The organism is Streptomyces sp. NPDC058877, assembly GCF_042742855.1.
Taxonomy (GTDB): Bacteria; Actinomycetota; Actinomycetes; order Streptomycetales; family Streptomycetaceae; genus Streptomyces.
Genome location: NZ_JBHYMF010000136.1, coordinates 1 through 19,029, shown reverse-complemented (window position 1 = coordinate 19,029; position 19,029 = coordinate 1). Strand labels below are relative to the sequence as shown.

The window sequence follows — 19,029 nt, the reverse complement described above, 5'->3', positions numbered from 1 at the left end:
AGCTACCTCGCCGGCCTCTACCTACGCGCCTCGATGATCTGGCTCAAAGACCTCACCCGGACCACCTGATGATCACAACCAAATACGCTCCCTAGGGCCTCCCGGCACTGCTCGGTCAGATTCGCATCCCCGAGCTACCGAGAGGCCCTGTCTTCATGCGCGGACAACGGGAAGATCACCCCGACGGGAAACCCGTTCGACCCACCCATTCCATGATCAGTTGAGATACGGCTTCTGAAACCCCCATATGCCCTCTTCCTTTATTGCTGTGCTGGTTTGCGCGCGACGTGATGATTGGCGGCATGGACGTCAACGAAGTGCTGCTGCCCGGGGTGGGGATGCGCTATGAGTTCGCCACCCACGAGGGGGATCAGATGTGCGTCATCGCGCTCCGGTCCGGCGATTTCGAGCTGATGACGTATGAGGGCACGGATCCGGACGAGGCGCGGGTCGCATTCCGTCTGACCCGCGAGGAGGCCGACACTCTCGCCGAGATCCTTGGAGCCCCGCGCATCGCAGAGCGGTTCGCGGACCTGACCAAGGAGGTGCCGGGGCTGAGTGCCGGGCAGGTTGAGGTACGTGCGGGCGGGCCTTTCGTGGACCATCCGCTAGGGGAGACCAGAGCCCGGACGCGGACCGGTGCGTCGATCGTGGCGATCGTACGTGGCGAAGAGGTGATTCCCTCCCCGGGGCCGGAGCAGGTGCTGCGCGCGGGGGATGTGCTGGTAGTGATCGGAACCCATGACGGGATCGCCCGGGTGGAGCAGATCATCCAGGCTGACCGGTGAACGTATCGGTCGCCCTGCTGCTGGAGCTGGGGATCATCCTGGCAGCGCTGAGTCTGCTCGGGACGCTGGCCCGGCGCTTCGCACTCTCGCCCATCCCGCTCTATCTCCTGGCGGGTTTGGCCCTGGGCGAGGGAGGCATCGCCCCCGTTCCGGCCGCCGGCCCGTTCGTGGAGACCGGAGCGGGCATCGGCGTGGTCCTCCTGCTCCTGGTGCTCGGCCTGGAGTTCACGGTGCCGGAGTTCACCGCCAGCCTCCGCCGCCATCTGCCGACCGGGGCAGTCGATCTCGTGCTGAACGCGACACCCGGAGCCGCGGCGGGATGGCTGCTGGGCTTGAACGCCACCGGGATCCTGACTCTGGCGGGCGTGACCTACATCTCCTCTTCGGGCATCATCGCCCGGCTTCTGAGTGACCTGGGGCGCCTGGGCAACCGGGAGACCCCGGCCGTACTGTCCGTGCTGGTACTGGAGGACTTCGCGATGGCCGCGTTCCTCCCGCTGCTCGCGGTCGTCGCCGCCGGCGGCACCTGGCGGCAGGCACTCCTGGGCATCCTGCTGGCCCTCGGCGCGGTCCTGGCCGCGCTCGCCGTGTCGTACTGGTGGGGGCACCATCTCGGGCGACTGCTGCTGCATCTACGTCCGGACGACGAGCAACTGCTGCTGCGGGTTCTCGGCGTGACACTGATCGTCGCTGCGCTCGCCGAGGCGGTGCACATCTCCGCCGCGGTCGGCGCCTTCATCGTGGGGCTGTCCCTCACCGGCGAGGTGGCCGACCGGGCACGGCAGGTGCTGAGCCCGCTGCGGGACCTGTTCGCCGCGGTCTTCTTCCTCTCCATCGGTCTGTCGGTCAGGCCGGAGTCGCTGCTGCCGGTACTTCCCGCCGCCCTGCTGCTGGGGGTGGTCACGGCGCTGACGAAAATGGCGGCCGGCTGGTACGCCGCACGGCGGGAGGGTGCAGGGTCCCGGGGGCGGCTGCGGGCCGGCACCGCGCTCATCGCCCGTGGCGAGTTCTCCCTCGTCATGATCGGCCTGGCCGGGGTCCGGCAGGACCGGCTCGGCGCCCTGGTGGCCGCCTACGTCCTGCTGCTCGCCGTGACCGGTCCGGTCCTCACCCGTTTCGCCGGGACTCGCCCAGAGCCCAGCGGGCGGACAGGCGTGCAGGTGCGCACCGGCGGTGCTGCAGCGGGGCGATGACGGGCGCAGCCCCTGGGTCGGCGGAGGAGTGCGCGATGAGTACCGGGAGGGCGAGGTGCGCGCTTACGGGTATCCGGTGCGGTGTGAAGGGGGCGGGAGTTCGCTTCCCTCCTGGGCTTCATCGAGGGATGCCTGTCGGTGGTCGCCGACGACGAGAACGGGCACGGTGTGCTGGCGCACCAGTTGCTGGGCGACGTTGCCGAGGAGGCGGCGGGACAGGCCGCGTCCATGTGTGCCGACGACGATGAGGTCGATGTCCTGTTCCTTGGCGTAACTCATCAGCGCCTGCGCGGGTGGCCCGGAGATGATGTCGCAGTGCGTCACCCGCCCGGCGGCGCGCTCGGCGACGGTCCTCAGGTGGTTTTCCGCCGCGGTGATGCTCGGGTCCGTTTCGCTGTCGGCCGCGTCGTACCCGACCACCTCGACGGCGACGAAGGCCTGCGCGTACGGCCCCAGAAGGTTGGCGGCCTGGTCCAGCGCGGCCAGGGATTGCGGGGAGCCGTCCACGCCCACCAGCACTCGCAGGCCGCCCGGGCCGGGCGGACCGACTTCTGTTTGGGCGAGCGGTCCGAGGCGGTGCAGCTGGGTGCGCTCGCCGGCGACGAGGGCCAGGACCGGCCCGAAGATGATCCCCATGAGCGGCCATCCCCAGTGGCGGAAGCCCTTGCGGGCCATCCACCAGGCGGTGGTGAGGCCGATGGAGATCCAGGCCCCCAGGGCGATGAGGGCGAGTGCGAGATTACTCATGGCGGGTTCCAGGTGGTGAGGGTTCGGGCTGGCTGGAGGGTCACAGGTCGCGCGTGATGTGTTGGCTGTCACGGTGGTGCTGGGGTGGAGGGGCCCGGATCCGGGACAACCCGCGCAGGGCGACTGGGCAGTTCCCCGGGCGGTGGACGGCAGGCCCGGTCGACCGGGAGGTTCGGGGTCACATGAGGTGGTGTCGCAGGCGCTTGTCGATGGCGACCACGAGAGAGGCGAGTGCGGCAAGGGCGAGGATCCTCAGCCATGCCGCGCCGCTGATGGGTGCGGTGTGGAAGAGGTGGTTCATGGCCGGCAGGTAGGTAAGGGCGAGCTGTCCAGCGGTCTGGGCGAGGATGCCGCCGATGATCCACCGGTTGCTGAGCAGGCCGAGGTGCCAGGCGGAGCGGGTCAGGGAGCGGCAGCTGAAGAGGTAGAACGCTTCGACGGTGACGAACAGGTTCACCGCTGCGGTGCGGGCCTCGGGCAGGGTCGCGCCGGTGTCGCGTTCCCAGCTGAACAGCCACCAGGCGCCAGCGACGAGGAGGGCGGAGACCAGCAGGATGCGGACTGCGAGGGCGCCGGTGAGCAGGGGGCGGGCCGGGTCGCGGGGCGGCCGGGTCATGATGCCGGTCTCTTTGGGTTCGAAGGCGAGCATCAGGCCGAGGGCGACGGCGGTGGTCATGTTGATCCACAGGATCTGGGTGGGCAGGATCGGCAGGGTGGCGCCGAGCAGGATGGTCACGAGGATGACCAGGCCCTCGCCCATGTTGGTGGGCAGGGTCCAGACGATGAACTTGGTGAGGTTGTCGAAGACGCCGCGGCCTTCTTCTACGGCGGCTTCGATGGTGGCGAAGTCGTCGTCGGTGAGGACCATGTCGGCGGCGTCCTTGGCGACCTCGGTGCCGCCGCGTCCCATGGCGACGCCGATGTTGGCCTGGCGCAGGGCTGGGGCGTCGTTGACGCCGTCGCCGGTCATGGCCACCACCTGCCCGCGTTCCTGCAGGGCCTGGACGAGCCGGAGCTTCTGCTCGGGTGAGACCCGGGCGAAGACGTGGGCCCGGTCGACGGCTTCGGGGTAGTCCCGGTCGGGCAGTGCCGTCAGATCCGCGCCGGTGAGCACGTCCCGCTCGCGTGGGCCCGGGCTGGTCAGCAGTCCGATGCGGCCGGCGATGGCGGAGGCGGTGGCCGCGTGGTCGCCCGTGATCATTTTGACGGTGATGCCGGCGGTGTGGCAGGCGCTCACCGCGGCGGTGGCGGCCGGACGGGGCGGGTCGAGCATGGCCTGCAGCCCGGTGAGGACCAGGGTGCCGGGCAGGTGGTGCTCGGTGAAGGTGTCCGGGTCCACGGACGGCAGCGCGGCAGTGGCCAGGACCCGCAGACCGTCGGCGGCCAGGTGCTCGGCGGCTGCCAGGACGGCGGCGGGGTCCAGCGTCCGGACGCTGCCGTCGCGGGCCATCTGTCCGGTGCATAGGGCGAGGATCCGTTCGGTGGCGCCCTTCGCCAGGACCAGGTGGCCTGCGGTGCCGGTGTCGCGGTGGAGGGTGGCCATGTACTGCCGCTCGGAGCTGAAAGGGATCACCTCGACGCGTGGATAGCGTTCGGCCACGTCCACCGCGTTCAGGCGCCCCTTGTCGGCCACGACACGCATGGCGCCCTCGGTCGGGTCGCCCAGCAGGTCCCATCGGCCGTCCTTGCGGACGAGGACTGCGTCGTTGCAGGCGGCGCCCGCCAGCAGGCACCACCACAGGGCACGGTCCGCTTCGGCGGTGACCACCGCACCGGCCGCGTCGTGCAGCACGCCTTCGGGGTCGTACCCGGAGCCGGTCACGTCGAAGGTGCCATCGGGTGTCCACACCGCCCGCACCGTCATCTGGTTCTCGGTCAGCGTGCCGGTCTTGTCGGAGCAGATGACTGTGGTGCTGCCGAGCGTTTCCACGGCCGGCATCCTGCGGATCACCGCCCGGCGCCGGGCCATCCGGGCCACGCCGATGGCCAGAGTGATGGTCACGGCTGCCGGAAGCCCCTCGGGAATCGCTCCCACTGCCAGGGCGACGGCGGCCGTGAACGTCTGCACCGCGCCCTGCCCGCGGACGAGGCCGATCGCGAAGGTCACCGCGGCCAGCGCCAGAATGACGACGGTCAAGACCTTGCTGAACGCGGCGAGCTTGACGGTCAACGGTGTCGCCAGCGTCTGGGCTGCCCCGACCAGACGGTGAATCTGCCCCAGCTCGGTCTCCGTACCGGTGGCCACAGTGATCCCCGCCCCCTGTCCGGCGGTTACCAGCGCCCCGGAGTGCAGCATGTTGCGCCGGTCGGCGACGGGGGTCCGCGTGTCCAGCACCACCTCGTCCTTCGACACCGGGACAGACTCCCCCGTCAGCGCCGACTCGTCCACACGCAGCTCCGTCTCCCGGAGCAGCCGGACATCGGCCGGTACTTTCTCGCCGGCCTCCACCAGCACCAGGTCCCCGGGAACCAGATCCGACGAGGGAACCTGTCGTCTGCGGCCGCCGCGTACGACCGTGGCCGTCGTGCGGACCATTGCCCGCAGTCCCTCCAGCGCGGCCTCGGCTTTCGATTCCTGCACGAACCCGACCAGCGCGTTCACCAGCACCACGCCGAAGATCACCGCCGAGTCGACGTACTCGCCCAGCGCCGCCGTGATCGCGCCCGCGACCAGCAGGACGTAGATCAGCGGGTGGTGGAACTGGCGCAGGACCCGCCGCAGCAGACCGGCGCCCGCGGCCGAGGGCAGCGCGTTGGGGCCGAACCGCTCCAGCCGCCGCGCGGCCTCCTCCTCGCTGAGGCCGCGATCGGCATCGCTCTCCAAGAGCAGCACGACCTCAGGGGCACTCAGCCCGTGATGCGCGTCGCGCGTGGCCCCGCCGTCTCGTCCGGGCGCTCCGGACTCCTCACCCTGAGGCATCGGATCCACGTACGACGACGACCGGGCAGTGCGCGTGGTGGAGGAGAGCCTGGCTGACCGATCCGAGGAGCAGACCGGTGAACCCGCCGCGGCCCCGGGCACCGACCACGATCAATCCCGCGTTCTTGCTCGCGTCGATCAGCGCCTCCCGGGTGCCGCCGCGTACCAAGGTGTGCTCGACCGAGACATCCGGGTAACGCTCCCGCTGGCCGCCGACGGCCTCGGCCAGCAGACGCTCCTCTCCGGCCGCGAGTATGCCCGGCTCCAGTGCATAGGGCATCGACGGATCTTGCGGCGGAGTGACGGCCACGCTCCATGGCGTCCATGCGTGCAGGGCCACGATGCCCGTTCCGCGGAGGCTGGCTGCCTCGAAGGCGAACTCGACCGCCCCCTCGCCCGCCGGTGAACCGTCCGCCCCCAGCAGGACGGGGCCGGTCCGGTCGGACTCACCCCGCACCACCATGACCGGACAGCGGCCATACGCGGCCAGGTGCACAGCCGTCGAACCCACCAGAAGACCGACGAACCCGCCCATGCCCCGGCTTCCAACCACGACAAGGGATGCCGTGCGCGACTGGGCCTCCATCACAGTCAACGCGTCACCCGTCACCACCGCATTGCTGACCTCCACCTCAGGCGCCACCGTACGCGCATGCTCCACCGCCTCCGCCACCAGCCGTCCCACCATGTTCCGCAACCCGCCCTCAGCAGGCCCAAGCGGCGACGGACCGAGCGGCACGTGCATCGCCGGCCAGATGAACGCGTGCACCACCCTCAGCCCGCACCCGCGCAACCGCGCTTCACGGGCCGCCACCGAGACCGCGTCCAGACTCGACGGCGAGCCGTCCACCCCGACCACAACCGGCCCGCTCACAGTGAGCCTCCCGCACAAACGCCGATCATCATGCACATGCATCCCATTTACCACATGTGCCCGAGTAGTCGCGTGACGTCCACAGGCCAGCCTCGCCGCCCACGGCACCGGTGAACACCACCCGGCTCCGACCTCGTCGCGAGGGGGAGCCTGACTTCGCTGCGTCTACTGCCGCAGTAAATCCGGTATTCACTGCGACGGCTCAGTCCTGGGCGCTGCGACCGATTCGGGCAGAGGGTGAACGTGGCCGGAGTCCCGTAGTCGCCCTGGAGTCAGCGAGTCTCCGCGTCGTCTGCTGGTGTGGATCCGGTGCTGCGGTGTGCTCCCGTAGCACCGTCGTCGACGGCCGTTGCGCTCTGGGAGGGTGGCGCGGTCTTCTCGCTGGATCGTGTGCTGATCAGGCTGGCGGCGAACAGGAGGACGGCCCCGGCGTAGAAGGGGGCGCGCAGTCCGAAGGCATGGGCGGTGAAGCCGGCTGCCACGGCACCCAGTGCGGTGCCGATGCCGATGTGCCCTGCTCTGGCGGAGGAGAAGTGGAACCGACGGAGCCGTTCGGACACTTCTTGATGTGGAGCTTCCCTTGAATGAACGGGTCCGGTCCGGTGACCGGGCGGCGTTCGCTGAGATCTTTGACGAGCATGCGCGCGTCGTCTACGCCCATGCCGTCCGCACGACGGGCGACTGGGCCCTCGCCGAGGACGTCATGTCCCTCACTTTCCTGGAGGCCTGGCGGTTACGCGACAAGCTGCGCGAGGAAGTCAGAAGCGTCCGGGCGTGGCTGCTGGGCATCGCGACCAACGTCATGCGCAACACCTCCCGATCGGCCCGCAGGCATCGGGAGGCGATGTCCCGCCTGTCTCTCCCGGGGACGTCGCCCGACTTCGCGGACGAGGTGGTCGGGCAGATGGCCGACGCGCAGCGGCTGGCCGCCGCAGCCCGTGCGCTGCAGCGCCTGAAGCGGACCGAGCGCGAGGTCTTCGCCCTGGTCGTCTGGTCCGATCTGGGATACGCGGCGGCCGCCGAGGCGCTGGGGATTCCGGTGGGCACCGTGCGCTCCCGGCTCTCACGCGCGAGGGAGAAGCTGCGCAGGCTCGTCGACGAGGAGTTGGCGGCAGATCCGCGTGTGGTGGAACCGCGAAGCGGCAGCGGACACATACCGGATAGCGGGGCGGCAGCGGCCCGCGCTTCCCACAGGAGGGGTACACGATGAACGCGGAGCAGCAAGAACAGGCAGAGCGGGAGCAGGCGAGGCGTGTGCTGCCGCCGGCCGCCTACTCGGATCCGGCGCCCGGACGGACGGAAGCCCGCCGTCGGCATCTGATGAGCGAGATCGACCGGCAGACGCGATCCCGTTCGTCCCGTTCCGTCCTGCGGCCGAGACGACGCATGGTGCTGGTGCTGGGCGCGGCGATGGCCGCCGGCGCGACCGTCGTCGTTCTCGGTCTCGGCTCGGGAACCACGGGTGCCCCGAACGTGCCGCCGGCCTCGGCGGCATCGGTACAGGTGCTGGAGAGGGCCGCGCTGGCGGCCAGTGCGACGTCGCAGACGAAGGTGCTCGACGGGCAGTACGTGTACGTCAAGACGGTCGGCCACACGTCGGTGCTGTCCGAGAACAAGGCCGGGCAGATGGAGCTCCTGCGCGAGGACGAGGGCATGGAGCAGTGGACGTCGGTGGACGGCAGCGAGCGGACTCTGCAGCGCAAGGCCGGCAAGGACAAGCTGCTGCCGGAGGGCCCCGCCAACCTGAACTCGCCGACGTACAACTTCCTGGCCTCCTTGCCGACCGACCCTCACGCCCTGTTGAAGCTCATCCGTGATGACGCTGAGAAGAACCACGGCGCCGGTTCGGGCTCCACGACAGGACCGGACCAGGAGGCGTTCGTCACGATCGGCGATCTGCTGCGCAACGGAGTGACTCCCTCTGCAACGACTGCTGCGCTCTACCGCGCTGCCGCCCTCATCCCCGGGGTCGATGTCGCCCCCGACGCCGTGGACGCGGCCGGGCGCCGCGGGATTGCCGTCGCCCGCGTGCACGATGGCGAACGCAAGGAGTGGATCTTCGACACAAGCACGGCCCGACTCCTCGGCGAGCGCACGGTCCTCCTCAAGGACAACGCCTGGGGCAAGGCCGGCACCGTCGTCACCTCCGTCGCCCTCGTCAGCAGTGGCATCGTCACCGAGGCCGGGCAGACCCCCTAAAGGCTCGCGCGTCGGGATACATCGCCGAGAGAGCCAACAAGGTCGAACATTAGGCCTGCCCGTTCTGGACTCACCACGGTGCCGCCGCCACCGCCGTGCCGCCGATGGCCGTCACCGCCCCGCAGACGCCAGCGCCTTGAAACGCTCCGGCGCGGATCAGTGCCCGCAGCCGGACATGGGGTACTCAAGGTACCTCCACGTCTGGGGGCCGACCTGGCCGTCGGCGCAAATGCCCGGCAGGACCAGTGACCGCTCACACGCCTGACTGCGATCATCAGCGAATGACGAAGGACCGGGACCAAGTGGCGCTTCGCCGGCTGTTGAGCGACGTCACGGTCGGGCTGACGGAGACTTCCGTCCCACCAGGACACCCTTCCTCAGATCTACAAGATCCATTGCTCAGAGTGTCCACACCACCGGGAGCACCTCACAACTCGTACGGCACCTTCCGCCTCGACATGGACAAGCGGCTCAATCTGGGACTGCCGGTCAGCGTGCCGCATCCACGCTCCGCCGAAGCCACCGCCGCAGCCTCGTAGCCACCGCCGCCCGCGCGCTTCCCTCGGGACACCGCGCGACGCTCATTTTCGCCCCCACGGCTTGGCGGTGTCAGCGGACTCGCCCGGTGAGACGAGTCCTGTCTCGTAGGCGAGGACGACGGCTTGGGCCCGGTCGCGCAGGGTCAGCTTGGCGAAGATCCGGGCCACGTGGGTCTTCACTGTCGCCTCACTGAGCGTCAGTTCCCGCGCCAGTTCGGAATTGGAAAGACCCCGCCCCATGAGCGTCAGCACCTCGCGTTCGCGCGGTGTCAGCGCGGCCAGGTCTCGGTGGACGGCTGGCGTTGCGAGACCCGAACCGGTTCTGGGGGCGCTGGGGGCGAAGCGCTCCACCAGGCGGCGGGTGATCGAGGGGGCGAGCAGGGCGTCACCGGTGTCGACCAGGCGTACGGCAGCGGCCAGATGCGCGGGGGTGACGTCCTTGAGCAGGAATCCGCTGGCTCCGGCGGCGAGGGCGGCGTAGACGTATTGGTCGAGGTCGAAGGTGGTCAGCATGATCACCCGGCAGCCCGGGGCCTGCGCGAGTATGCGGCGGGCGGCTTCCAGGCCGTCCATAGCGGGCATCCGGATGTCCATCAGGATGACGTCGGGCCGCAGCCTCCGCACGGCGGCCACGGCCTCGACCCCGTCGCCGGCCTCGCCCACCACGTCGATGCCGCGGGCGTTCAGGATCAGGCGGAAGCCGGTACGGACCAGCTCCTGGTCGTCGGCGATCACGACGCGAGGGGCGGATTCAGTGTGTGTCGTCATGGCCGGTCCAGCGGGATCCGGGCGCGGACGCGGTAGCCGCCGCCGAGGCGGCGGCGGGCGTCCAGGTCGCCGCCGTAGACGGTGACCCGCTCCCGCAGGCCGAGCAACCCGCGTCCCGTTCCGTCCGCCTGGCCGTGGACCGGCTCTCTCCGCGCGGGCCGGCTGCCCGACAGGACGCTCGGTCCGCTGTTCAGCACCTCAACTCGCAGGTAGTGGTCCGCGTATCGCACCGTCACCTCGGCTTTCGCCCCGTCCCCGTGCTTGAGGGCATTGGTCAGGGCCTCCTGGATGATCCGGTAGGCGGTGACATCGATTCCGGTCGGCAGCGGACGCGGCTCACCCGAGATGCGCATCTCCACGGGCAGGCCGGCAAAGACGATCCGGTCGATCAGCGGGCTGAGCCGGTCCAAGCTCGGCTGCGGTGACAGGTCCATACCGTAGGGCTCGTCGTCGCCGTTCTGCGCGGGTGCGAGCAGGCCGAGCAGGTGCCGCAGCTCGGTCATCGTGTTCCGCCCGGCGGTCTCGACGGCGCTCATCGCCGCCGCGGCCTCCTCGGGCATCGTGGCCAGCACCTCGCGGGCGGCCCCGGCCTGGACCACCATGAGGCTCACGTTGTGGCTGACGATGTCGTGGAGCTCGGTGGCGATCCTGGCCCGCTCGGCGTCGACCGCGGTCCGCGCCGCGCTCTCGCGCTCCCGCTCCAGCAGCCAGCCGCGCTCCGCAATGGCCGCCTGGTGCAGCCGCCGCGCCCGGACCGCCGCCACGCACAGACACCCGGCGGCGCCAACTGCCGCCGCCAGGGCTATGACCAACCACGTCGTGCCAGATCCCCACACCGGAACATCTTCGCAGCTGCGCGACGCGCCCCACATCAGCCCCCGGATGCAGCTCCGTACATCCCCGGGATGACCTGCCCGGACGGATGCATCCGGAGGGTGACGCCCCGTCCGCGGACTCCGTCCTAAGTTCGAACCATGACAACTGATCACGACAGTGCCCGACAAGTAGTGGTGCGGCTGGACGGCGTGCACAAGGAGTACGGCGATGCGAAGGCCCTGAACGGCCTGTCCCTGGATATCAGGGCGGGGGACGCGGTCGCCGTGATGGGCCCCTCCGGCTGCGGCAAGTCCACCTTGCTCAACATGGTGGCCGGCCTGGACCGACCGACCTCGGGCACCGTCGAGGTACATGGTCATGACCTCGGGAAACTGAACGAGACCGGCTTGGCGCTGTTCCGACGGCGAAACGTCGGCATGATCTTCCAGTTCTTCAACCTCATCGACGATCTGCCGGTCCTGGACAATGTGGCGCTGGCCGCGCAGCTGACCGGCACCCCGGTCCGGCAGGCTCGCCGCCGTGCCCTGGAGCTCCTGGACGAACTCGGTGTCGCCGAGCGCCGGAACAACTATCCTGCGACGCTGAGCGGCGGCGAGCGGCAACGCGTCGCCGTCGCACGGGCGTTGATGAACCGCCCGGCCCTGCTGCTGGCCGACGAGCCGACCGGCGCCCTCGACAGCCGGTCGGGCGAGCAGGTGATGGATCTGCTGATCGACCTCAACCAGATCGGCCAGACCCTGTTGATCGTCACCCACGATCCGCAGCTGGCCACCCGCTGCGCCAGCCGGCTGATCGAAGTCGCCGACGGCCGGGTCGCCCGCGAGAGCACGCTGGAGGCGACCGCGTGAGCGCCGTATGGAGAGCCTCGCGCGCGGCCGTGAAGCGCCGTCGGCTCCAGACCTTCGTCATCGGGCTCGTCGTGCTCTGCTCCACCACGACCGTCCTGCTCGCTCTGGCGCTGCTGAGCGCCGCCTCGGGCCCCTTCGACAAGGCCTACGCCGCACAGCGCGGTGCTCATACGGTGGCGGCCTTCGACACCACGAAGGTCTCGCAGGAACAGTTGGCGCGGACCGCCCGGCAGCCCGGGGTGGAAGCCGCGGCCGGGCCGTTCGGGCAGGCCGTCGTCGACATCCCCAAGGACTGGCTCTGGATGGCGGGCGGCACCCTCACGGTGGTGGGCCGGGCCGATCCGGCGGGCCCCGTGGACCGGATCGAACTCCTTGAGGGACACTGGGCCACCGCACCTGGCGAGATCGTCGTCAACTGGTCCGTCCAGGGCTCCCCGGGCCCCGAGCTGCTCGGCACCAAGCTGGAGACCCCCGGCGGAGCGACGCTGACCGTCGTTGGATTCGCCGCCAGCATGAGCAAGTCAGCGAGCGCCTGGGTCTCGCCCGAGCAGATGGCCGCACTGCACCCGACCTCCGCCCAGATGCTGTACCGGTTCACCGACTCCTCGACGGAGGCCCAGCTGAGCGCCTCGCTGGCACGGGCCACCACGGGACTGCCCAAGGATTCGCTGACCGGCGCTCAGACCTACCTCACCCTCAAGCAGGCCTTCTCCGCGCTGGCCGACTCCTACCTCCCGTTCATGACGCTCTTCGGCATCCTCGGTGTGCTCGTCTCCACCCTGATCGTCGGCAACGTGGTCAGCGGGGCGGTCGTCTCCGGGTACCGGCACATCGGGGTGCTCAAGGCCCTGGGCTTCACCCCCAACCAGGTCGTCGCCGTCTACCTGACGATGCTTTCCGTGCCGGCGGTGGTGGGCTGCGGGCTGGGCACGCTGGCCGGCAACGCGCTGGCCGGGCCGATCCTGAAGGGCGCGTTCACCGGCATCGACGTGGGCCGCGCCTCGGTCGGCGGCATCAGCCCGTGGGTGTCCGTGGCCTGCCTCGTGGGCATGCCTGCCCTCGTCCTGCTGGCCGCGCTGGTCCCCGCCCTGCGCGCCCACCGGCTGCCCGCCGCACGGGCGATCAGCGCGGGCAACGCGCCGCGAACCGGGCGCGGGCTGCGCGTCCAGCGGATGCTCGGTGCCACCCGGCTGCCGCGCCCGGTCAGTCTGGGCCTCGGCCAGCCGTTCGCCCGCCCCAGCCGCACCCTGCTGACCCTGGCGGCCATAGTCCTCGGGGTCACCACGGTGACCCTGTCGACCGGACTGACCAGCACCATGGTGGCGTACGGCAATGTCGGGCGGGAGGACGGAGGCGCCAGGATCCACGTGACAACCGGAGAGTCGGGCAACGACCGGACCCCGCCCCGGCTCAATGACCTGCAGATCGAGAAAAGGCTGCGGTCCCTGCCGGGTGCGGAGGGGGTACGGGCCCGCGCGCTGTCCCAGGTGAACATGACCGGGCAGACCCAGCCCGTCTTCGCCGACTTCTACCGCGGCGACGATTCCTCGTACGAGCACACCATCGTCAAGGGCCGGGCGCCGGCCGCGGCGGGCGAGATCGTGGCCGGTCCGGCGTTCCTGACCCAGCGCGGGCTGAAGCTCGGTGACCAGGTCACGCTGGAGCTGAACGGCAGGAAGATCACCGCGACCGTCGTGGGTCAGCTCATCGAGGGCAACGCCCGGGCCCTGGAGGCCACCGGGGAGACCCTCGCCCAACTCGCACCGGACGCCCACGCCACCGAGTACACGGTGCGGCTCGCCCCCGGCGCCGACGCGCGCGCCTACGCCGAGGCGGTCACGACGCTCGACCCGGACCTGCACACATCGGTGATGGACTCCGGCAACGCCGGCACCGCCACCGTCATCACCTTCTCGACGGTGTTCACGGTGCTGCTGACGCTCGTCGCGTCGCTCGGTGTCTTCAACACCGTTCTGCTCAACACCCGTGAGCGGCGCCGGGACCTGGGCATGCTCAAGTCGATCGGGATGACCCCCCGGCAGGTGGTGGTGATGACGGTGACCTCGGTCGCCGGGCTGGGCGCGGTCGGCGGGCTGCTCGGCATCCCGCTCGGGATCGTGGCGCACCGCCTCGTCGTAAGCCATGTCAGGGTGGTCGACTTCCCCGAGTACATGAAGGACGTGTGGCACTCGCCGCAGCTGGCCGCGATGCTCCTGGCGGGTGTGGCGATCGCAGTCCTCGGCGCCCTGGTCCCGGCCCGGTCGGCGGCCCGGATGACCATCGCCTCGGTGCTGCACACCGAGTAGATCACCCGTCAGCACCAGCCTCTGGGGCGGAGTCAGCGCAGGAAGCGGTCCGGTCATGGCGTGGGGTCCGCCAGCGGCGAGTCAAGCCACACGGCGCGCCGCGCCCAGAACCGGGCGATCAGCGCGTTGCCTTCGATCCGACTGACCGATCTCCGCGAGGTCTGCTTGTCAGACTTCCGACGCCTGATGGATCGTCGGGGTGATACCGCAGTAGATGTCGGATCTACTGCGGCGGAGCTTCTACCGTGATCATCGCGACCTGCGGCGGACGATTCCGGTCTCCGGGGCGAGGTATACGCATTTACTGCGGCAGTGCCGGAAGGGCGGGGCGGGCATAACGATCGAACCGGTGACCGAACTCGGGAGTGGGGGCGCGCTCCGGCTGCCGCGCCCAAGTGGTGCCCCTGTCCGCCCCGCCCTCCTCGTACACCGCGGCGGTCGAGCGGTACCTCACCGGCGCGGGCATCGCGAAGCCCTCCACGCGGATCTACCGGATCTCGCTGACGACGTGGGGGTGGATGTTCGCCGGCGAACCGGCGCCGACCGGGCCCGCCCGCCGGGGCGCGAAGCCGCCCGTCTTCCCTCTCGCCGCGATCGATGACCCCGCGCCGACGAGGTGTTGTGCCTGAACGTGGAAGACCTCTACCCGCAGGACAAGCGCGGCAGAATCACCGCAAGGGGCAGGGCGACGGAATGGATTCACTGGCAGTCCGACGCCGCCCAACTCCTGCCCCGCCTCATCTCCCGGCGCACCCGCGGCCCGTTGTTCCTCACCGACCGCAAGGCCCCAGCCGGAACACCGATGCTCGATGTGTGCCCAGAGACCGGACGGGCTCGGCTGTCCTACCGGCGGGCCGAGGAGATCTTCGAGTACGCCACGCGGCTGCTGGCCAACCCGCTCGCCTCGCCCGAGGGCATCGAGGACCTGGACAGCTGGACCCTGCACCGGCTGCGGCACTCCGCGCTCACACACGACGCCGAGGGCGGCACCTCCACCCCGATGCTGCTGGCCCGCTCCCGGCACGCCCCCGTACGCTCCCTGGAGCGGTACGCCCGCCCAGGCGTCGACGCAGTCGCCCGGCACGTTGCCGAGCGCGACCCCGCCGCACGCCGCCGTCTATGAACCTCCAGAGCACACCTGCGGACTACTGGGTCGTGCTACGCGATGGTGTCGGCAACGCTTGTTCCATGCTTCGCTGGCTTTCGGGCCAGGAGGTAGGCCCCGCTGCACGACCAGGGACCATCCCCGCGCGCGGGGGGGAGCAGCAACCGACCCACCTGGGACAACCCCACACCCGCGGGACCATCCCCGCGTGCGCGGGGAGCAGGACCGCGAGGGTGACATCCCCACTGTTCATTTGGGACCATCCCCGCGTGCGCGGGGAGCAGACTGCGTGACCTGCGGGTTTACTGCGGGCGGGCGTGCTTCTGGACCACTTTCACGGAGACCGGCAAATAGTGCACTTGTGATGATTCTTCCTGGCTGGTGGTCTTGGGGAGGTGGTGACTCAAATGATCGATAGTAGTTTCCGTGCCGAGGGTGTGTGGCGGATTCTGCTTGGTCAGCGAGGGGTTGTCCTGTTTTTCATCGTGTAGCAGTGCTGAGTCGCTCTGAGCGTGTATTCATCTGGCATGACGGAAGGTGGGGGGGGAAGCGCGCAGCCTCGACCGGCTCCTGCACCACTGCGAGGTCGTCTCGATCAACGGCAACAGCTACCGGCTCAAGAACAAGCTCTTCGCCATCGACGGAGGGTCCGCCTCCGCCTGAACCCTCCACAGGTACCGGGTCGCCGCGGAACTGAATCGCCCCACCTCTATCCGCTGCGGCGACGTTCCCCGGAGCCCGGCACTGACCTGGGCATCTCCTGGTCCGTCTGCGTGACTCCCCACTACTTCCCGGTGGCAGCCATCCGTTCGGGCACGCTACGGGTACACGGGACGCTCCTCACTGGTCAGTCTCGCCGAGCCAGCCCTCGGGGAAGAGCGGCGCAGGGATCAGCGCGGCGAAGGCGATCTGCGCCATGACCTGCAACAGCAGCGGGTCGACTGCGCTGCTGCCAAGGAGGGGCCATGCGCAAAAGATCAGCGGGATGGCAAGCAGGACGCGGAACGGGACTACGTCCATACGGTTGTGCACCCCTGCCGCGAAGATGGCGATGAGCAGGGTAGGTACGCCGATGATCAGCAGCATGCCCATCCCTAGCGTCATGATCTCCAGAAAGGTCTCGTCCCACCAGACCGTTTGCGAGATGGCCAACCATGCGGCGGTGTGAAGTAGCACGTACATCAGCACGCATCGCCCGATCCTCCCGAGCACGCGCCCGAGTCGGCGAGCGGCAGTCAGTTCCGCTGGCATCTGTACCCCCACAGCCATCACCTGAGAATAATTGAACTCGTTCAACATAGTCGAGGGGGAGTCTGCGTGACGAGGGTGTTGTGGCCCACAACGGCCACTACTGAGGCTGAACCCGTGATGCCGTAGGGGCTGACGGCTGGTCGTTGACTGCGGTACCACCGGGGCATGCGGTATCCACAAGGGGCAGGCTGACCCGAACGCCAGCAGTTCCGTGAGGGGTTACGACTCCAGGCGTCCGCGCCCTTGCGGACCGAGCTTGAAGACGTCCCGGTACGGGCGCAGAACTCGGCGAAGCCCAGGTCCCGCTCGGCCAGACGCCGGCGGCGCTCCACCCTCGGCTCCTCCCGGACCCGCGCCACCTGGACGTTCTGGCCGGTCCGGTCAGGCCAACGTCGTACCGGTGGTCTGGCACTGGCAGGGCGGTCAGCGTCGCAGGAGCGCGTCGCGGACGGGGTCACCGTGTGCCTCGTCCGAGTCCGCGACCTCTTCGGCTTGGTCGACCAGCCACTGGTCGCCGTTCGGGACGAGGCGGAGGACGTATGTGCTGACGCCGGTCTCGGTGGGCCAGGTGTAGGTGTACTGGACCAGGACGCCGACGCCGGCAGGGTGGTCGGCGAAGGCGGGCACGGGCTTGGGTGAACTGGCCTTCACGGGGCCGACCTCAGCATGCTCAGGCCCGCTGCTCGTGGGCTTTGCGGGCGGGGGCATGGTCGATCCGTCGGCGTAGACGAGCGGGGAGGGGGTCGTAGTGGGTGTGCTGGGCGGGGTTGTGGCAGGCGTCTGTCTGCTGGCAACACACTCCTGCACCGTCCCGTGGCGGTAGCGGTCGGTTCGCATCGCGCAGACCTTCTGCCAGTCCCTTGCGTTCCGTGCCTCCTGATAGGCCGTAGCCACGGCGAGGAGCTGCTGGGACCCGGCCTCGGAACCAGGGTCCGCCAGAGGCCTCTCTGTATGTGAGTCGCTTGTGACCCCGCACCCTGACACCGACATGGCTAAGACCGCAGCGGCACCAACTGCCACCCACGCAGCATGCTTCATGACGAGCTCCCCCTGAGGTTGTGATCGGGTCCACGCCACCGTACTGGGGGTTGCCTGACGACCTCGCTGCACTCGTCGGGGCCCGTTGTTGAAGCCCAGCCACAGAACGTCAGCCCCACACAGGCTGCAGTGTCCGCTCCAAGGGCAGTAGGTCAGCTCAGCCACGTTCCGGCACCGGCCACGCCTTCCATGTTGGCGCCTCGCATCCATAGGCGTGCAGTGCTTCGACTGTGGCGGTGCACCACAGCGAGCGGTGGGACGCGGAGCGTCCCGGCCGGGAGCCCGCTCGCCGGTCCAGCGCGGCGTGGGCGCTGGCGGGGGTGTGGGGGCGGAGCCCCTGCGACGACGACGGCCGCATGACTCCTGTGGTGAGTGGTGGTTTCCCTGCATAGAGAGGGCGCAACCTCCTCGCCCTTTTGACCTGCGGAAACACCAAGAGGAACAGCATCTCAGGATCCTGATATCGGCATCGGAGGGTCCTGATATCGGCATCCTGAGATGCCGATACATGACGCTGAGGGTCATGTCGTGGGGGGTAAGCGAACGAACCTCAGGGTTCCTTCGGTTACCCCCCACGACATGTCGTCAATGGTCTTCGAAGGAATCGCCAGGTTCTTTCGCCTACCACACACGACATGTCGTCAGTGGTAACGTGCGGGACCAAGAACGCACAGGTCAGGGGACAGAAGTGCAACGGAGAGCCAGTGGCGCCCGCCGCCAGCTGTATGACCCCGCGACCGGCGAGGTCCAGGAGCTGTGGGAAGACGATCAGCGGCGTCGGCCGACGTACCAGTTCGGCGGCCGGCACGGACAGTTCTCTTTCCCTCGCGTCCTGGAGATGCTGGCTCACGAGTCAGGGATCACGGGGGACGCCTTCCGCGTCTTCTTCTACTTCGCGATCCAGACGTACGAGAAGGGCGGGGCCACCGCGAGCGAGGCGTCCAAGTACTTGGGGCTGACCCCTCAGGCCACCCGCAGGATCGCCAAGATGCTCGCGGAGAACAAGCTCTTCCTCGTTGAAGAGGTCATCGGCCGTACGATCAAGTACCGGGCCAGCCCGCACATCGTGTCCAGCCTGTCCGGTGAGGAACAGGCCCAGGAAGCCGCCGCCTACCACCTGCCGACCATGCCGGGGCGACCCGCAGCCGCGAAGGACAAGTCCGATGTCTCGAAGCCCGTACCCCGAGCTCGCCGCACTGCAGCAGCGGATAAGCGGCCTTCCGCACCTGAAGCAGAACGTGCTGATGGTGTACGCAATCCACGGCGGCCTGGAACACCCCGTGGAGAAGACCGGGGCCGAGCTGGCTGAGCTGACCGGGTGTCCCGCCCCGCACTTCTCCCGCGCCCGCAGGGAGCTGGAGAAGGACGGATGGCTTGAGTACACCCATGCTGAAGGTCAGGTGAAATTCTTCCGCCTGGGCGAGAAGGCCACCGGCCAGCAGATCGTCGTCCCGCTCCGTCAGCGAGCCACCGGCTGAACGAAGCCTCTTGCAGACGATGAAGGGGCCGGTACGCACAGCTTGCGTTCAAGGGGTCGTCACAACACCACTTGGTTTCAGGTGGTGAGTAGATCACGTAGACGCTCGGCTGGGGTATCCCAGCCGAGCGTCTTGCAT

The 19,029-nt window shown here is 69.2% G+C and carries 18 protein-coding genes and 1 pseudogene; 11 read left to right on the top strand and 8 right to left on the bottom strand.

Annotation, left to right across the window (positions count from 1 at the left end):
• Positions 1–302: 302 nt before the first annotated feature.
• Together ACFW2Y_RS26030 and ACFW2Y_RS26025 are read left to right on the top strand one after the other, a co-directional pair.
• Positions 303–788 carry a cation:proton antiporter regulatory subunit gene (locus tag ACFW2Y_RS26030; protein ID WP_384883863.1) on the top strand — a complete coding sequence of 162 codons (486 nt, stop codon included), beginning with the start codon at positions 303–305 and terminating at the stop codon, positions 786–788.
• Positions 785–1,981, top strand: a complete 1,197-nt coding sequence (locus ACFW2Y_RS26025; protein ID WP_384883860.1) for a cation:proton antiporter — start codon at positions 785–787, stop codon at positions 1,979–1,981. Before ACFW2Y_RS26030 ends, ACFW2Y_RS26025 begins: the two co-directional genes overlap by 4 nt.
• A 63-nt stretch (positions 1,982–2,044) precedes the next feature.
• Here the strand turns inward: ACFW2Y_RS26025 and ACFW2Y_RS26020 are convergent, their stop codons facing one another.
• The 4 genes from ACFW2Y_RS26020 to ACFW2Y_RS26005 form a co-directional block, all read right to left on the bottom strand.
• Positions 2,045–2,728, bottom strand: coding sequence for a universal stress protein (locus tag ACFW2Y_RS26020; protein ID WP_384883859.1), 684 nt, complete (start codon positions 2,726–2,728; stop codon positions 2,045–2,047).
• Positions 2,729–2,906: 178 nt separating this feature from the next.
• A complete protein-coding gene (locus ACFW2Y_RS26015) occupies positions 2,907–5,648 on the bottom strand; it encodes a cation-transporting P-type ATPase (RefSeq protein ID WP_384883856.1) in 2,742 nt (913 codons plus the stop codon).
• On the bottom strand, positions 5,635–6,522 hold the full coding sequence (locus ACFW2Y_RS26010; RefSeq protein ID WP_384883853.1) for a universal stress protein: 888 nt from the start codon (positions 6,520–6,522) through the stop codon (positions 5,635–5,637). The genes ACFW2Y_RS26015 and ACFW2Y_RS26010 overlap by 14 nt, the downstream gene beginning before the upstream one ends.
• 272 nt (positions 6,523–6,794) lie before the next feature.
• Positions 6,795–7,082 carry a hypothetical protein gene (locus ACFW2Y_RS26005; protein ID WP_384883851.1) on the bottom strand — a complete coding sequence of 96 codons (288 nt, stop codon included), beginning with the start codon at positions 7,080–7,082 and terminating at the stop codon, positions 6,795–6,797.
• 20 nt (positions 7,083–7,102) lie between these two features.
• Here ACFW2Y_RS26005 and ACFW2Y_RS26000 point away from each other — a divergent pair, with 20 nt between their 5' ends.
• From ACFW2Y_RS26000 to ACFW2Y_RS25990, 3 genes are all read left to right on the top strand, one after another.
• A complete protein-coding gene (locus ACFW2Y_RS26000) occupies positions 7,103–7,732 on the top strand; it encodes an RNA polymerase sigma factor (protein WP_384883848.1) in 630 nt (209 codons plus the stop codon).
• Complete coding sequence (locus ACFW2Y_RS25995; RefSeq protein ID WP_384883845.1) at positions 7,729–8,721, top strand: CU044_5270 family protein; 993 nt, start codon at positions 7,729–7,731, stop codon at positions 8,719–8,721. Before ACFW2Y_RS26000 ends, ACFW2Y_RS25995 begins: the two co-directional genes overlap by 4 nt.
• Positions 8,722–9,125: 404 nt before the next feature.
• Positions 9,126–9,260, top strand: a complete 135-nt coding sequence (locus ACFW2Y_RS25990) for a hypothetical protein (RefSeq protein ID WP_384883842.1) — start codon at positions 9,126–9,128, stop codon at positions 9,258–9,260.
• Positions 9,261–9,302: 42 nt separating this feature from the next.
• Here ACFW2Y_RS25990 and ACFW2Y_RS25985 read toward each other — a convergent pair whose 3' ends face one another.
• Both ACFW2Y_RS25985 and ACFW2Y_RS25980 read right to left on the bottom strand, forming a co-directional pair.
• Positions 9,303–10,028: a response regulator gene (locus ACFW2Y_RS25985; protein ID WP_384883840.1), complete on the bottom strand. Its 726-nt coding sequence runs from the start codon at positions 10,026–10,028 to the stop codon at positions 9,303–9,305.
• On the bottom strand, positions 10,025–10,792 hold the full coding sequence (locus ACFW2Y_RS25980; protein WP_384883837.1) for a sensor histidine kinase: 768 nt from the start codon (positions 10,790–10,792) through the stop codon (positions 10,025–10,027). The genes ACFW2Y_RS25985 and ACFW2Y_RS25980 overlap by 4 nt, the downstream gene beginning before the upstream one ends.
• Before the next feature lie 210 nt (positions 10,793–11,002).
• Between ACFW2Y_RS25980 and ACFW2Y_RS25975 the strand changes: the two genes are divergently transcribed.
• From ACFW2Y_RS25975 to ACFW2Y_RS25955, 5 genes and pseudogenes are all read left to right on the top strand, one after another.
• Complete coding sequence (locus ACFW2Y_RS25975) at positions 11,003–11,713, top strand: ABC transporter ATP-binding protein (protein WP_384883834.1); 711 nt, start codon at positions 11,003–11,005, stop codon at positions 11,711–11,713.
• Positions 11,710–14,019 carry an FtsX-like permease family protein gene (locus tag ACFW2Y_RS25970; RefSeq protein WP_384883831.1) on the top strand — a complete coding sequence of 770 codons (2,310 nt, stop codon included), beginning with the start codon at positions 11,710–11,712 and terminating at the stop codon, positions 14,017–14,019. The genes ACFW2Y_RS25975 and ACFW2Y_RS25970 overlap by 4 nt, the downstream gene beginning before the upstream one ends.
• A gap of 395 nt (positions 14,020–14,414) precedes the next feature.
• Positions 14,415–14,648 (top strand): hypothetical protein, encoded by a 234-nt coding sequence (locus ACFW2Y_RS25965; RefSeq protein WP_384883829.1) that lies wholly within the window; start codon positions 14,415–14,417, stop codon positions 14,646–14,648.
• A 2-nt stretch (positions 14,649–14,650) separates the two neighbouring features.
• A complete protein-coding gene (locus tag ACFW2Y_RS25960) occupies positions 14,651–15,142 on the top strand; it encodes a site-specific integrase (protein WP_384883826.1) in 492 nt (163 codons plus the stop codon).
• Positions 15,143–15,682: 540 nt separating this feature from the next.
• Positions 15,683–15,787: pseudogene (locus ACFW2Y_RS25955) on the top strand (ATP-binding protein); the annotation flags it as partial.
• Between the two features lie 177 nt (positions 15,788–15,964).
• On the opposite strand, the gene ACFW2Y_RS25950 reads toward ACFW2Y_RS25955, so the two are convergent.
• Complete coding sequence (locus ACFW2Y_RS25950; RefSeq protein ID WP_384883824.1) at positions 15,965–16,312, bottom strand: hypothetical protein; 348 nt, start codon at positions 16,310–16,312, stop codon at positions 15,965–15,967.
• Between the two features lie 486 nt (positions 16,313–16,798).
• Complete coding sequence (locus tag ACFW2Y_RS25945) at positions 16,799–17,026, bottom strand: hypothetical protein (RefSeq protein WP_384883821.1); 228 nt, start codon at positions 17,024–17,026, stop codon at positions 16,799–16,801.
• A gap of 1,550 nt (positions 17,027–18,576) precedes the next feature.
• Here ACFW2Y_RS25945 and ACFW2Y_RS25940 point away from each other — a divergent pair.
• Positions 18,577–18,891: a hypothetical protein gene (locus ACFW2Y_RS25940; protein ID WP_384883819.1), complete on the top strand. Its 315-nt coding sequence runs from the start codon at positions 18,577–18,579 to the stop codon at positions 18,889–18,891.
• The last annotated feature ends 138 nt before the right edge of the window (positions 18,892–19,029 follow it).

Coding starts and splice junctions, on each gene's coding strand:
- ACFW2Y_RS25995 (WP_384883845.1), top strand. CDS start 7,729: ATGAACGCGGAGCAGCAAGAACAGGCAGAGCGGGAGCAGGCGAGGCGT.
- ACFW2Y_RS26015 (WP_384883856.1), bottom strand. CDS start 5,648: ATGCCTCAGGGTGAGGAGTCCGGAGCGCCCGGACGAGACGGCGGGGCC.
- ACFW2Y_RS25985 (WP_384883840.1), bottom strand. CDS start 10,028: ATGACGACACACACTGAATCCGCCCCTCGCGTCGTGATCGCCGACGAC.
- ACFW2Y_RS26030 (WP_384883863.1), top strand. CDS start 303: ATGGACGTCAACGAAGTGCTGCTGCCCGGGGTGGGGATGCGCTATGAG.
- ACFW2Y_RS25940 (WP_384883819.1), top strand. CDS start 18,577: ATGTCTCGAAGCCCGTACCCCGAGCTCGCCGCACTGCAGCAGCGGATA.
- ACFW2Y_RS26020 (WP_384883859.1), bottom strand. CDS start 2,728: ATGAGTAATCTCGCACTCGCCCTCATCGCCCTGGGGGCCTGGATCTCC.
- ACFW2Y_RS25975 (WP_384883834.1), top strand. CDS start 11,003: ATGACAACTGATCACGACAGTGCCCGACAAGTAGTGGTGCGGCTGGAC.